19 protein-coding genes are annotated in these 13565 nt (G+C 49.2%); 11 read left to right on the top strand and 8 right to left on the bottom strand.

All coding sequences use genetic code 11. From position 1 onward, the window contains the following. Positions 1–87: 87 nt before the first annotated feature. From aroK to BM334_RS10345, 7 genes are read left to right on the top strand one after another with little or no spacing between them, the layout of a single operon-like run. Positions 88–606, top strand: coding sequence for a shikimate kinase AroK (gene aroK, locus BM334_RS10315; protein ID WP_092841444.1), 519 nt, complete (start codon positions 88–90; stop codon positions 604–606). 30 nt (positions 607–636) lie between these two features. After that, entirely contained in the window at positions 637–1725 is a 1089-nt protein-coding gene (aroB, locus tag BM334_RS10320) for a 3-dehydroquinate synthase (RefSeq protein ID WP_092841446.1), read from the top strand. Next, entirely contained in the window at positions 1718–2584 is an 867-nt protein-coding gene (locus BM334_RS10325) for a Dam family site-specific DNA-(adenine-N6)-methyltransferase (RefSeq protein WP_092841448.1), read from the top strand. Before aroB ends, BM334_RS10325 begins: the two co-directional genes overlap by 8 nt. Then, positions 2581–3024, top strand: coding sequence for a GNAT family N-acetyltransferase (locus BM334_RS10330; protein ID WP_092841450.1), 444 nt, complete (start codon positions 2581–2583; stop codon positions 3022–3024). Before BM334_RS10325 ends, BM334_RS10330 begins: the two co-directional genes overlap by 4 nt. Continuing rightward, positions 3024–3692: a class I SAM-dependent methyltransferase gene (locus BM334_RS10335; RefSeq protein WP_092841452.1), complete on the top strand. Its 669-nt coding sequence runs from the start codon at positions 3024–3026 to the stop codon at positions 3690–3692. The genes BM334_RS10330 and BM334_RS10335 overlap by 1 nt, the downstream gene beginning before the upstream one ends. Continuing rightward, positions 3685–4161: a peroxiredoxin gene (locus BM334_RS10340; protein ID WP_092841454.1), complete on the top strand. Its 477-nt coding sequence runs from the start codon at positions 3685–3687 to the stop codon at positions 4159–4161. The genes BM334_RS10335 and BM334_RS10340 overlap by 8 nt, the downstream gene beginning before the upstream one ends. Next, entirely contained in the window at positions 4162–5352 is a 1191-nt protein-coding gene (locus tag BM334_RS10345; protein ID WP_092841457.1) for a BaiN/RdsA family NAD(P)/FAD-dependent oxidoreductase, read from the top strand. A gap of 10 nt (positions 5353–5362) precedes the next feature. Here BM334_RS10345 and BM334_RS10350 read toward each other — a convergent pair whose 3' ends face one another. Then, positions 5363–6025, bottom strand: a complete 663-nt coding sequence (locus tag BM334_RS10350; protein WP_157981867.1) for an SGNH/GDSL hydrolase family protein — start codon at positions 6023–6025, stop codon at positions 5363–5365. 139 nt (positions 6026–6164) lie between these two features. Between BM334_RS10350 and BM334_RS10355 the strand changes: the two genes are divergently transcribed. The 3 genes from BM334_RS10355 to BM334_RS12750 are packed head-to-tail and all read left to right on the top strand — an operon-like array spanning position 6165 to position 6942. Continuing rightward, a complete protein-coding gene (locus BM334_RS10355) occupies positions 6165–6353 on the top strand; it encodes a hypothetical protein (RefSeq protein WP_157981866.1) in 189 nt (62 codons plus the stop codon). A gap of 36 nt (positions 6354–6389) precedes the next feature. Further along, a complete protein-coding gene (locus BM334_RS12745; RefSeq protein WP_198677347.1) occupies positions 6390–6689 on the top strand; it encodes an ATP-binding protein in 300 nt (99 codons plus the stop codon). A 10-nt stretch (positions 6690–6699) separates the two neighbouring features. Continuing rightward, the gene (locus BM334_RS12750) at positions 6700–6942 is read left to right on the top strand and encodes a response regulator (RefSeq protein WP_198677346.1); all 243 of its coding nucleotides are present in this window, start codon (positions 6700–6702) and stop codon (positions 6940–6942) included. A 9-nt stretch (positions 6943–6951) separates the two neighbouring features. On the opposite strand, the gene BM334_RS10365 is transcribed toward BM334_RS12750, so the two are convergent. The 6 genes from BM334_RS10365 to BM334_RS10390 all read right to left on the bottom strand — a co-directional run bounded on the left by BM334_RS10365 (position 6952) and on the right by BM334_RS10390 (position 12102). Continuing rightward, the gene (locus tag BM334_RS10365) at positions 6952–7701 is read right to left on the bottom strand and encodes a DsbA family protein (protein WP_092841463.1); all 750 of its coding nucleotides are present in this window, start codon (positions 7699–7701) and stop codon (positions 6952–6954) included. 13 nt (positions 7702–7714) lie between these two features. Further along, positions 7715–8209 carry a protein disulfide oxidoreductase gene (locus BM334_RS10370; RefSeq protein WP_092841465.1) on the bottom strand — a complete coding sequence of 165 codons (495 nt, stop codon included), beginning with the start codon at positions 8207–8209 and terminating at the stop codon, positions 7715–7717. Then, on the bottom strand, positions 8196–10184 hold the full coding sequence (locus BM334_RS10375; protein WP_092841467.1) for a protein-disulfide reductase DsbD family protein: 1989 nt from the start codon (positions 10182–10184) through the stop codon (positions 8196–8198). Before BM334_RS10375 ends, BM334_RS10370 begins: the two co-directional genes overlap by 14 nt. Before the next feature lie 59 nt (positions 10185–10243). After that, on the bottom strand, positions 10244–10615 hold the full coding sequence (locus BM334_RS10380; RefSeq protein ID WP_092841469.1) for a hypothetical protein: 372 nt from the start codon (positions 10613–10615) through the stop codon (positions 10244–10246). 62 nt (positions 10616–10677) lie between these two features. After that, positions 10678–11448, bottom strand: coding sequence for an SDR family NAD(P)-dependent oxidoreductase (locus BM334_RS10385; protein ID WP_092841471.1), 771 nt, complete (start codon positions 11446–11448; stop codon positions 10678–10680). A gap of 96 nt (positions 11449–11544) precedes the next feature. Beyond that, complete coding sequence (locus tag BM334_RS10390; protein WP_092841473.1) at positions 11545–12102, bottom strand: TMEM165/GDT1 family protein; 558 nt, start codon at positions 12100–12102, stop codon at positions 11545–11547. A gap of 181 nt (positions 12103–12283) precedes the next feature. Here BM334_RS10390 and fnr point away from each other — a divergent pair, with 181 nt between their 5' ends. Beyond that, the gene (gene fnr / locus BM334_RS10395) at positions 12284–12988 is read left to right on the top strand and encodes a fumarate/nitrate reduction transcriptional regulator Fnr (RefSeq protein WP_241970922.1); all 705 of its coding nucleotides are present in this window, start codon (positions 12284–12286) and stop codon (positions 12986–12988) included. 5 nt (positions 12989–12993) lie between these two features. Here fnr and BM334_RS10400 read toward each other — a convergent pair whose 3' ends face one another. Further along, positions 12994–13530 carry a hemerythrin domain-containing protein gene (locus BM334_RS10400; protein ID WP_092841475.1) on the bottom strand — a complete coding sequence of 179 codons (537 nt, stop codon included), beginning with the start codon at positions 13528–13530 and terminating at the stop codon, positions 12994–12996. Positions 13531–13565: the final 35 nt, after the last annotated feature.

Consider the following 13565-nt stretch of genomic DNA (forward strand, 5'->3'; position numbering starts at 1 on the left):
ATCTTTTTGGTTGGGTTAAGGAAGGTCTTGAGACACTCCGGATTCCGTGAGTCACAGCTAGTTAAATAAGTGAAGTAACACATCAATATGGCTGAAAAACGTAACATTTTCTTAGTTGGCCCTATGGGCGCTGGTAAAAGCACAATTGGGCGGCAACTTGCTCGCCAACTCCACCTCGAATTTTACGACTCTGATACCGAAATCGAACGCCGCACAGGTGCCGATATTGCGTGGGTATTTGAGTTAGAAGGCGAGGAAGGCTTTCGTCTGCGCGAAGAAAAAGTTATTGAAGAACTCACCGAAAACACCGGCATTGTGTTAGCAACCGGCGGTGGCTCAATTCTTAGCAAAGAAAGCCGCAATCGGCTGTCTGCGCGTGGCGTGGTGGTCTATTTGCAAACCACCATCGAAAAGCAACTTGCTCGCACTCAACGCGACAAACGTCGTCCGTTAATTGCTGAAGCAGATAACCCTCGCGAAGTACTTGAAAACTTAGCCGAAGCGCGTAATGCTTTGTACGAAGAAATTGCCGACATTGTAGTGCGCACTGACGAGCAAAGCACTAAAGTGGTCATTGACCAGATTATTGAAAAGGTTGGCTTATAACAGCCCGTTAATTGCCACGCGGAGGCGCTCATGCAGAAAACCACACAGCAGATTATCGTGGGCCTGGGTGAGCGCAGCTATGCAATTGATATTGGTGTAGGGCTACTTTCTCGCACCCCACTGTTCAACGTATTACCGCACCAAATTCTAATTATTACCAATACCGTTGTTGGCCCACTATATCTTGATCAGGTGCGTGCGCAATTAGCAAGCCACCATGTGGTTGTGCATACTATTGACGACGGTGAAAGCGCTAAAAGCCTTGCCAATTACGGCGCCATCATGGACACCCTCATTCAGTATAACTTTAATCGCGACTGCGCTGTGGTTGCGCTGGGTGGTGGCGTTGTTGGCGACCTGGCCGGTTTTGTTGCAGCTACCTATCAGCGGGGTGTGCGCTTTTATCAAATTCCGACCACCTTATTGGCCCAAGTGGACTCGTCTGTCGGCGGTAAAACAGCGATCAACCACCCTGGTGGCAAAAATATGGTCGGTGCATTCTACCAACCGCAAGGGGTGCTGATTGACACCAACTGCTTGGCTAGCTTGAACGATCGCGACTACGCCTGCGGCCTTGCTGAGGTTGTAAAATACGGCGTTATTGCTGACGCTGAATTTTTTGCTTGGCTTGAAGCCCACGTCAACCAATTAAACGCACGCGACAGCGGGGCCTTAACCTATGCCATTCAGCGCAGTTGCGAAATAAAAGCTGACATTGTGGCGGCCGACGAGCGGGAACAATCCGTACGTGCACTATTAAATTTAGGCCACACGTTTGGGCACGCCATTGAAGCCGCTCATTATGATACTTGGAAGCACGGTGAAGCCGTAGCTGCCGGCACTGTGATTGCGGCCAAGCTTATGCATCAGCTGGGTGAGTTAAGCGCCGCAGATATGGCTCGTATTGAAGCCCTATTACAAGCCTTTCAGTTACCGGTACGCGCACCCAAAATGCCGTTAGCGCAGTGGCAAGCATTTATGCAACGTGATAAAAAAGTACAAGACGGTACCGTTCGCTTGGTGTTACCAACGGCCATTGGCGCCGCAAGTTTACGCCCCATGGCCGACTGGCAGGTTATTGGCCAAGCCATTACAGCAATGAGCACAACTAATGATTAAGCAGCGCGCCTTTTTAAAATGGGCAGGCGGAAAATACAACCTTATTGAGCCAATAACCGCAGTGCTGCCGGCAGGCAATAAGCTTATTGAACCATTTGTTGGCGCTGGCTCGGTATTTTTAAACACCGACTACCCGAAATATTTGCTGAACGACGTGAACCCGGATCTAATTACCTTATTTAAAACCGTGAAACGTCGTCCAAAACGCTTTATTGAAGATGCACGCAAACTATTTACGCATGCCAATAACAGCGCCGATGCCTATTATGCGCTGCGCCAGCAGTTTAACCAAAGCACCGACCCTTATGAGCGTTCGTTGTTATTTTTGTACCTGAATCGTCATGGCTACAACGGCTTATGTCGCTACAACTTGTCAGGGCAGTTTAATGTGCCTTTTGGGCAGTATTTACGACCTTATTTTCCACAAGCGGAAATTGAGTTTTTTGCCGAAAAAGCGAAACGCGCTACCTTTACCTGCATGAGCTTCGAAAATGTATTTCGCCGCGCCCGCCAAGGCGACGTGGTTTATTGCGACCCGCCCTACGCACCACTGAGCTTAACCGCTAACTTCACCAGTTACGCCTGTGGTGGGTTTGGTATGGATGACCAAACGGAACTGGCACGCCGCGCAGAAAATACCGCCAAAAAACGCGGTATCCCGGTGGTGATAAGTAACCACGACACTGAATTTACGCGATTGTTGTATAAAAAGGCGCAGTTAGAAACCCTGCAAGTGTCGCGCTTTATTAGCCCTAAGGGCGAAAGCCGCGGCAAAGTTGCCGAACTACTCGCCGTATACGCTCAACGCACTGGCAACGTCGTTACTTTAAATCCTCAGTTACGGAAGCACGTACGATGAACTGGTATTTAAAAAGCTTTGCTGAACTTACAACAACCGAGTTGTACGCAATTTTGCAGCGCCGCGAAGAGGTGTTTGTAGTGGAGCAAACATGCCCTTATTTAGATGCGGATGGCGCCGATGACAGAGCATTGCACTTGTGGGCCGATAGCGACAAAGAAAGCGTGGTGGCTTATGCACGAATCTTTTTAGGCGAAAGCAGTAACGGGTATAGCCGTATTGGTCGGGTACTCACTTCTGAGTCAGTACGTCGCCACGGTTATGGCCGTGAGCTCATGCTGCGCGCCATTGACGTATGCGAACGCTATACCCCACAGCTCCCCATTCGTTTAGGTGCGCAAGTGTATTTACGAGCCTTTTATGAAAGCTTTGGGTTTGTCGCCATTAGTGGCAAGTACCTTGAAGACGATATTCCCCATATTGATATGGAACGCCGTTAATGAGCGACAATGGCTTTGTGCTCGAGCAAGGCGACAATGGCTTGCAACTGCGCTGGCTAGAACAGCCCAAAATGTTGCCGCTTCGCATTGATTTTTTAGCCGGTAAAAATGCGTTTCGGGCCGCGCAAGCGCGCATTAAAGACGAAGCCATTGCGCGGGCCTGTGCGCTGCACAAACTAAAAGCACCTAGTCTATTAGATGCTACAGCTGGCCTTGGCCGCGATGCGTTAGTACTTGCTCAATTAGGTGCCCATGTTGGGCTAAACGAACGCCACCCCATAGTGCGCCAGCTGTTACAAGACGCATTGCAACGTTTGCACGCCGCCATGCCAGATTGGCAGCAGCGACTATACTTTGTTGATATTTCAGAATTAGCGGCGCTGACCGACGACAGTTTTGATGTGGTTTATTTAGACCCGATGTACCCTAAAGGTGATCGCAAAGCCAAAGCCGCCGTAAAGAAAGACATGCAAATGTTTCAGCAACTTGTTGGCAGCGACGAAGACGCCGACGCCCTGCTAGCACCTGCATTACGTATTGCGCGTCAGCGCGTGGTGGTAAAACGCCCACAACATGCTGACTTTTTAGCCGGTGTAAAACCTCACGCACAAGTGATCAGTAAAAAACACCGCTTTGACCTTTATTTTCCGGAGCAACAACATGATTAAAACGAATGATCGTATTCCTGCTGGCACGTTAACAGCACTTGGTGAAGTGGGCATGCAGCAATTTGACCCAGCCGAGCTATTTGCCAAAGGCACGCATATTTTGTTTGCCGTACCTGGCGCCTTCACGCCTACTTGCTCAGAGAAGCATTTACCTGGCTTTGTTGAGCACGCTGACAAACTGCGCGCCAAAGGCGTACAAACCATTGCATGCGTTGCAGTAAACGATGCGTTTGTGATGAAAGCATGGGGCAAAGCATTAAACGTTGGTGACGCCGTGATGTTATTGGCTGACGGCGATGCGTCATACCACCGCGAGCTTGGCCTGATTAAAGAAACAGGCAGCTTTGGCGGTACCCGTGCCGAGCGTTACGCCATGGTGATTACTGATGGTGTGATTAAACATTTATTTGTTGAAGACGAAAAAACATACGGCGTCAGCAGCGCTGAGCACGTACTTGAAGCGTTGTAAATGTCGCAACACGCTGCACATGATGTGATTGTGATTGGGGCCGGCGCTGCCGGCCTTCATTGCGCTGCCACCGCAGCCAAACGCGGCCGACGTGTGGTGGTGCTTGATCATGCCAAACAAGCAGGTAAAAAAATTCTTATCTCGGGTGGTGGCCGCTGTAACTTTACCAACATGTACGCCAGCCCAGAAAACTACTTGTCAGAAAACCCACATTTTTGTAAGTCAGCCTTAAGCCGTTACACCCAATGGGACTTTATTGGCTTAGTTAACGACTACGGTATTGCGTACCACGAGAAAACTTTAGGCCAGTTATTTTGCGACAACAGCGCCAAAGATATCGTTAATATGCTGATGAAAGAGTGCAGCAAATACGGTGCTCACGTGCAGTTACGCACCGAGGTGCTTGGTGTCGACCATAGCGCCGATGGCTACGTGGTGAAGACGTCACAAGGGTTGTTGCAGGCCGAGAAAGTGGTGGTGGCTTGTGGCGGGTTATCCATGCCGAAACTCGGCGCAACGCCTTTGGGCTACCAGCTTGCTGAGCAGTTTGGCCACCGCATTGTGCCCGTGCGTGCCGGCTTAGTCCCTTTTACCCTGCACGATGCCGACAAACAGCGTTACGCTGAACTTTCCGGCTTGTCGGTGGATGTTGTGGCGAGCAACGACCGCGCCAGCTTCAAAGAGGCGATGTTGTTTACTCACCGTGGTGTTTCTGGGCCGTCTATGCTGCAAATATCGTCGTATTGGTACCCTGGTGAAACCGTTGCCGTGAATTTATTGCCGCAAGAAAATGTCTTTGAAAGCTTAACTGCGCTGCGCCAAAGCCGCCCCCGCATGAGCCTACGCACCGCCGTACAAGAGTGGTTTCCAAAACGGCTAGCCCTAACCTTATGCGAGCAATACAATTGGCCCGACAAAAACCTAGCAGACTGCAGTAATGCCCAATTACAGCACGTTGCAGACACCCTGCACCAGTGGCCGCTAAAACCAAATGGCACCGAAGGTTACCGTACCGCAGAAGTAACCCTAGGCGGCGTCGACACCAATCAAATCAGCTCGAAAACCATGGAAAGTCGCCTACAACCCGGCTTGTATTTCATTGGTGAAGTACTTGACGTAACCGGCTGGCTAGGTGGCTATAACTTTCAATGGGCCTGGAGCAGTGGCTGGGTTTGTGGTGAGAGCGTTTAATACGCTGCGGTTAAACAAGCTTGGTCAACACGCTATCGGCCCACAAGGCCGCTGCTTTCGATGACGGATGAAACCCATCACGGGCCATATACTCAGGTTCAAATGGAAAATCGAACGTAAGATAGTCACACTTTGCGGCGACACTTTTTACTTCCGTATTGTTTGTTTCCACGCAATGGTGCCACAGCGCTATATTCAATTGTTTGGCTTGCTGCCCAATAAACCAACGCAATGGTTGTGGCAGCGCTGGGAATTTGTGCATCGGCGGTACCGCTGTGAAGATAATTCTTGGCGCGCCACGCTCAACTTGTAAATAGTTTGTCAGCTTGAGTAAGTCAGCTCGCCACTGTGAAACCGTTGTGCGTTTCGTGACATCGTTCACGCCTGCAGAAATAACAACGACATCAAAATGTACACCTGCCGGCTGCTGTTTGGCCAGTTTAAGAATGCCGGCACAGGTTAACCCAGATTTAGCCCACAACTGCCAATGCACGCGATAGCGCAATCCCAATTGATTCACTAGCCGGCCACACAAGGCCTCGCTTTGCACGCTGCAGCCCACACCTGCAGCAGCCGAGTCGCCCAAGATTAGTAGGCGCATCGGCTCACCGTTACCGCTAACACCCTCGCGCTCGCCGGCCGCCTCAGGCAACCGTAATGTATTTGAGCGCACCCGCTTTCCTTGCCAAATAAGCAGCGGAGCTAGAATTATCATCAGTATTTTCACAATTGGTTACTTTTCCTCGATAGGTCACAAATGAATTATGGTATATCTTGAAGTGACCTTAACATTCTTAATATAGGTGTTATTCATGAGGCTTACCACTGGCCGACTGCTCGTGTTAGATGATGATCATCAAGTTAGCTCCACCATTCGCGAAATGGCGCAAGCAGCTGGCCTTACTGCGCAGTCATGCACAGCGGCCGATGAATTTTTTAAACAGGTTCAGCAGTTCGAACCCAACCCATATTATTCTCGATTTAGCCATGCCCGGCGCTGACGGTGTCGAGGTCATGCGCCGCTTAGCGCAAGAGCAATGCCACGCGACGCCATGCCGAGCGGTGGGAAATTAACCATTGAGAGCGCCAACGCACTGCTAGACGAAGACTATGCGCATGCCCATACCGAAGTCACGCCCGGCGAATATATTGTTATTTCTGTGTCCGACACGGGTACCGGTATGGCGCCCGATGTTATTCACCATGCCTTCGAGCCATTTTTCACCACCAAAGAACGCGGCAAAGGTAGCGGCCTCGGCTTGAGTATGGTGTATGGCTACGTCAAACAGTCCAATGGGCATATTAAAATTTACTCAGAGCTAGAGCTCGGCGCATGACGCATTAGAAATGCTGAAAAATCAGCGGTTTGACTTGCTGTTTACCGATGTGGTGATGCCCGGTATGAATGGCCCACAATTGGCAGTCGAAGCGCATAAACTCTATCCGGACATGAAACTACTATTTACCTCGGGCTATACTGAAAACGCCATTGTTCATCATGGCCGATTAGACCCCGGCGTGAAGCTATTGAGTAAGCCTTATCGCCGCCAAGACCTCGCGAACAAAATTCGCGAAGCCTTAGACGACTAATCGACACGTTTAGTTTGACGGCGCTTGTTGTAGCGCCTCAATCACCACTTTTTCTAAGTCGGCATACTCGACATAGCCCGGAATAATGCGACCACCAATGATCATGGCCGGCGTTCCATTAAGACCAAAATCGCGGAACACTTGGTAGTTACGTGAAATAATTGTCGGCGTTGCATTCTCGCTCTGTAATTGCGAACGAGTACCTGTACGACGTGCTATTTGCTCTAGTGACTTTTGTGTATGCAAGCCGTTTTTGGCATAGAGCAACTCATGCACATCAGCAAATTGCTTAGGTTGGTTTTGCCACACATTCAGCGCATAAGCAGCGGGGTTGAGTTTCCCTCCTTCCACTTCACCTTGGCGCAAGGGAATCATAATATTGATCACTTTTAATTGTTCGTATTCGCTAACGAGTTTTTGTAAATGTGGTTCTAGGCGCTTGCAGTATGGACAGTCATAATCGGTAAACACCACCACTTCGAGAGCCGATTCTTTAGCCCCAAACCAAGGGTGTGTTTCATCATTCTCAAACAACCATGGCCCGTGTTCTGCGCTGCGCTTCTGCGCGGCTGCTTTATTTTCGATATAGCTTTTTAAGCTGTCTAACACACTGGGAATAATTTCAGGGTTTTGTTGCAACAGAGCTTCGATTTCTTGAAGCTGTGAGGCTTGTTCGGTGCTTTTTTGCTGTGCTTTTACCGACGTGGCTACCGCAAAACTTAGACTAATACTCAAAAATACTGACACTAAAAACTTCATAACATCTCCAAAATTAGTGCATTAGGCGCGCCCACTGCAGGCGCAACCATAACCCCACTGGCGTTGATGCACCAGTGGTATATGAAACAATTTCTCCGTTGGCAATGATGGTGACCGTTGGGGTCGCCACAATTTGCCAACGCTGAGCAAGCATTCCCGTGCTGTCATTCACGGTTTCAAACTGGTAGTTATTCGTGGTTAGATACTGGGTTAACTGTGTATCATCACCGGAACGAATGGCAATACTAAATACTGAATAGTCTTCGGCTAACCAATTAATCGATGGTGAAACCAGCTCGCAAATGGGACACCAAGTGCCCCAAAAGTAAAGCACCACCGGCTGCTCATGACTAAGCTGAAGAACATCTACCGTGCCTTCGGACAGTGTCGTCACTGTAAGTGGAGCAATGGGGCCACTGGGCAAGTGACGGCCACGCCAAGCGTCTACAGCAAAGCTAATTGCCAGAAACAACACCACGTAAAGCAGTATTTGCTTAATTCGCTTCATGCGTGCCTCGCTGCGGGCTAGCGGCTTGATTAAGCGCCTCTATCACCGCTTGGTCGGTCAAAATAACTGGCAAGATGATGCCTTCTGGCGCGCCAGGCCCATACACTTGGTTGAAAGGCACACCGTAGCGCCCGTTGGCCTTTAAAAAGTCAGTAATGCGCTGATTCGGGCGCGTCCAGTCACCACGAATGGCCACCACATGCTCTTGTTGCAGCGCACCGGCTACTGGTTGCTGGGTCAACACATTGTATTTGTTGGCTTGGCAAGTCACACACCAGTCGGCTGTTACATCGACAAACACAACTTTGTTCGCCGCTAACGCTTGTGCTATTGCTTGCCCACTTAGTGTTTGCCATTGGGTTTGCTCGGTGTTCACCTCGGTGGCTGCGGCATTATTTGGCATGATTTGGCTAACTAAAATGCTCACCAGCCACAGCGAAGTCAGCATAAGTAACACTGCGAATACACGATTCACCCATTGCAGCCACGCACCTGGCTTAGGTAGCTTAGTGGCAAGCTGCGGCCATGCCGCCACCAATAGCCACGGCAACGCCATGCCCACACCAAGCACCATAAACACCAACATAAGCGTGAGGTTAGATGCCGCTAACGCAAAGGCGACTGCGGTACCCAAAAAAGGTGCCGTACAAGGCGTGGCTAACAAGGTGGCAAACATGCCCTGTACAAAGTGCCCAAGCGTTGAGTTATCACCGCGACTTGCTACCCATTGTTGCAGCCCATGGGGTAGCTGAATACGCCATAAGCCACTCACCGATATTGCAAAAATCGCGGTAACCAACGCCATAAAACCAACAAAATAAGGGTTTTGAAATTGAATTCCCCAGCCTATTGCCTGGCCACTCGCTTTTAACACCATGACCATGACAGCCAGCAACACAAACGAGAACACGATGCCCAGTGCTGAGGCGATAAAGTGTTTACGTATAGCGCCCTGATGTGCTGGAGCGACAATAATAGAACGCAGTTTTAGCCCTAAAACCGGCAGCACACAAGGCATAATGTTAAGAATGAAGCCACCCAGCAAAGCAAATCCTAGAATTACTCCCAAACTAGGCAGATCAGTATTGGTTGATTGTGGATTATCGTGCGCCTGTAGCGAGCCTGCGCTTACCTGACTCGAAAGTTCAGCTTGCAGCGTTTGATCGGCCACGGTCACCTGCATTTGCTCACCAACAAGGTCGGGGAGCTCTAGCCAGTGAGAAATGGCGAAACGTGCTGTGAGGGTGTTGCCATCAACGCGTTGCTCTAGTTGCTCAATGGCTAAATCAGTGAGATCTGGGTGCAAACTGTCAACAAATAGCCGCGGTTGCTGCCAGGCTTTTTTGTGTGTAACGCTGACTTCAAGCTGCTGTTGTTGCGCTGACCAGATCATGCGCGATACACCAACAAGTGGATGATTAACGTGCGGCAGGCGGCTCTGGGCCTGCTCAAACACAAACATGGCATCCATGTCGGCGGTTAATTCACTTGGCGTAAAACTCAGCTCTAACGGAAAGTCAGAAATGACACAAATATCGGTACAGCTGGCAAGTGTCAGTGTTCCTTTGATGGTGGTTTCTTGCTGCCAATCAGCCACGTCAATTAGCCAAGGAAAGCTAACATCACCTTGGTAACCAACGGTTTCAATGCCTTGCACACTAAAACGCTGCGGCACTGGAAACTGCCAACGAATATTACTGACGTTAGTCGACGCGTCTTGCCAAGAGAAGTCAGGCGGAACACCACCTTCTCCGGGCGTGCGCCAATAAGTTTTCCATGGCTCGGTAAGTTTGACCTGCAGCAAGCCATGCACTGTATTTTCGGTGCTATCGGTTTTACCCGGCAACAGTAAACGAACCTGTACAGCATCGTGCTGTTTTAGCTGCACCCACGAGGTGCTCACCTGCGCTTGAGCAGGTAAAAGCATCATCGCAACGGCGAAGGCCAGTACACGTATTAAATTTTGAATGTTCATTAAAATTATCTCATGTGTTTACAACATAACGTATGGACGAAAACTGAGGTTCAGTTCGTCTACTCGTTAAACACACAAAATACGAGGTGGGGTCGGTATCGCCTAAGTGGCGGTGGCGATTGTGCAACTGGTGCGGGAGCCTGCCGCGCGAGCACCAACAATACCAGCACAATAAACAAAGATAAGGCAGCGCCGCCATCTAAAATATTCGCATGTGCTTGTTGCAACAAGTGGCCAGACGCATCGCAGTCAGCCGCCAAGTGTGTCGCAGTGCTGGCATCGGCTTGGTGATGCTGAGCTTGCTGGGTTTTCAATGGACAGCCAGCTAAGCCTAAGTTACTTTGCTGGCTCCAACACAAAAACAGCACGCAAGCTATCGCCATCAGGGCAATATAAGCTCGAAACTGTTGTTGTGCTTGACCTCTAAACATCGTCACCCGCTAGCTCTCGCTAATATCTAATATCTAATATCTAATATCGCTTTTGCTTTTCTCTATCCAGCTCCCATACCGCCGTCAACGCGATACTGGCAACCCGTAATAAAATGACTCTCATCAGACGCCAAAAACAACATTAAGTTCGCGACATCCAATGGCTCGCCATAATGCCCCATCGGAATCATTTGTTCAAATTGAGCTTGTGCTTCAGTTGCACGCCCCGGGTTTAAGGTTTCTTCAATAGCCCGCATCATGCGAGTATGAATTGGCGACGGATGTACCGAGTTAACACGTACACCATAAGGTCCAGCTTCTAAAGCTGCTGATTTAGTGAGTCCAACTATCGCATGCTTTGATGCCACATAAGGGCTTAAATTCGCGAAACCATCAAGGCCTGCCACTGATGACATGTTCACAATGCTGCCCGATTTTTGTTTCAGCATGTGTGGTAGCACATACTTCAAACCTAAAAATACGCCACGTAAATTTACCGCAATAACTCGGTCAAAGTGCTCTGTTGATTGCTGATGCAGCGGTGCAGTAGCCGATTCAATTCCGGCATTATTGATAAAGATATCCAGACCATGGAAGTGAGCAAGTGTGGCTTGCACATAGTTCTGCGTCGCAGTTTCGCTAGATACATCGGCTGCAACACTAAACACGCGATCAGGGTGGCCTAGCTCCTGTTCCGCTTGCGCTAAGTCATTTTCGTGCAGGTCAACCAATACAACATTCGCACCTTCACGTAAAAATAGTGCCGCAGTGGCTAAGCCTATACCTGCTGCACCGCCGGTAATAATGGCTGTTTTATTGTCTAATCGGCTCATTTCGCACCTCCAAAATAGCCAGTGGGGTGCGATTAACTATAGGTTATTTTATAAACAATGCCGTGATCTGGAATAACTTTCTTCGTTGCGCTGCATTTACCAAAATAACGCCACAACGCCAAGCACGATGAAGAGTGCAGAGGCCATGTAACGAGCTAGGTCGAGTGGTAGTTTTTGCATGAGCTTATTACCCAACAAAACCACGGGTACATTAGCTAACATCATGCCAATAGTGGTGCCTAAAGTGACCAACCAAACGTTACTGTATTGCGCGCCAAGCACAACGGTTGCAATTTGCGTTTTGTCACCTATTTCAGCTAGGAAAAACAGCACGGTCGTCGCCACAAATGCGCCATATTTGCGCACCACACCCATGTCATCATCGTCAGCCTTGTCGGGAATAAGCACCCACAAGCCTACGGCAATAAAGCTGGCAGCAACCACATAAGTCGCTGTGTCTTGCGGTAGCACGCTAATTATCCAGCTACCAAACCAGGCGGACACAAAGTGGTTTAATACGGTCGCGACAAATATACCGGAAATAATGGACCACTTGTGCCGATAGCGCGCCGCCAAAAACAGGCTAAGCAATTGTGTTTTATCGCCTATTTCCGCAATTGCAACGGTGACGGTTGAAGTTAAAAATGCATCCAAAATACAGCTCCCTAATGGTAGGCGCGCATTTTATCGGGGATGTAAAACATAAGCAATTAATCGCGATCTACCCCTTGAGAGGGATCTCAGGGGTACTCCATCAGCACAAGGTTAATTTCTAGCCGTAGCGCGTATACTGCATGCATCACTTACTAAATTTGATCTGCATCAGGAAATAGTTATGGCAAATATGACCTCACACATTCATTGTCAAAATTGCAGCATGGCCGCACTGTGTTTGCCTTATCAGCTTGACCAAGACGGCATGGCTCGCTTAGACACCATTATTCAGCGCCACAAGCCTATTCACAAACGCGATGTGTTAGTTAACGCCGGTGAGTCATTAAAGTGCTTGTATGCGGTTCGCAGTGGTTCGTTGAAGTCGTACACCATTGACGACAACGGCGTTGAGCAGATTATCGATTTTCACCTACCTGGCGATGTGATTGGTTTCGATGCGTTAGCCAACAGCCAACACCGTAGCTACACTCAAGCATTAGAAACCGCCATGCTGTGTGAAATTCCAATGAGTTCGCTTGACGAGCTAGCTGAACAAATGCCTGGCCTACGCCGCCAAATGTGGCGCTTAATGAGTGGCGAAATTTACAATAGCAAACAATTGCTCGGCACCTTAAACAACCGTTCCGCTCAGCAACGCTTAGCGAACTTTTTAACGACCCTTGCCGATCGTTTTAAAGAACGCGGGCTGTCCAACCGTTCGTTTCGGTTAACCATGACACGTGCTGATATTGGTAATTATCTTGGTTTGTCGGTAGAAACCATCAGCCGTATTTTGTCAGCGCTGCAAGCCGAGGGCGTTATTGACGTACAAAACAAGCTGGTGAACGTACTTGAGCCAGAACGCTTACACGAACTGGCTCAGTAACGAGATTACTGGCATCCACCACAGCAGTGGCCGTTACCATGGCCGCTGCTTTTTTGTTCTGGTTGCTTAAACAACACGGCATTTTCAATGGCAATGTGTTGGTGCAAGTCATTCACAAACTCGTTAATTCCCTCGTACAACATAATCCAGCTACCACAGGCGCCACGTGGCGCATTGCATTGGTTGGTTAACTCTAACAGCTGGGCGATCATTTGCTCATGCTGGTCATGCTCTTCTTCCATCACCGCAATTGGGCCCTTCGGGTAAATATCACCAGCTAACATAGGGAACAGAATTTGCTCTTCTTTCATCATGTGGCTTTCAAGCTCTTGGTACATCGCTTGTAGGTGATCAGACAAGCCTGCTGGGCAGTCGCTATGGTCGTTATGCACGTCTTCAATCTTGCGCGCTAAGTTAATGAGATCAGGTAACTGAGCACGGTGCTTTTCATGAAAATGCTCAACCATAAAATCAGTTAGGGCTTTTTTCGGCATCGCTTGATATACCGCTAACGCTTCGGCATGAACTGTTTGCGTGGTCATGGGCAGTCTCCTTCAATAGACTCACATTAAGAGTG

The organism is Pseudidiomarina donghaiensis, from assembly GCF_900116895.1.
Lineage (GTDB): Bacteria > Pseudomonadota > Gammaproteobacteria > Enterobacterales > Alteromonadaceae > Pseudidiomarina > Pseudidiomarina donghaiensis.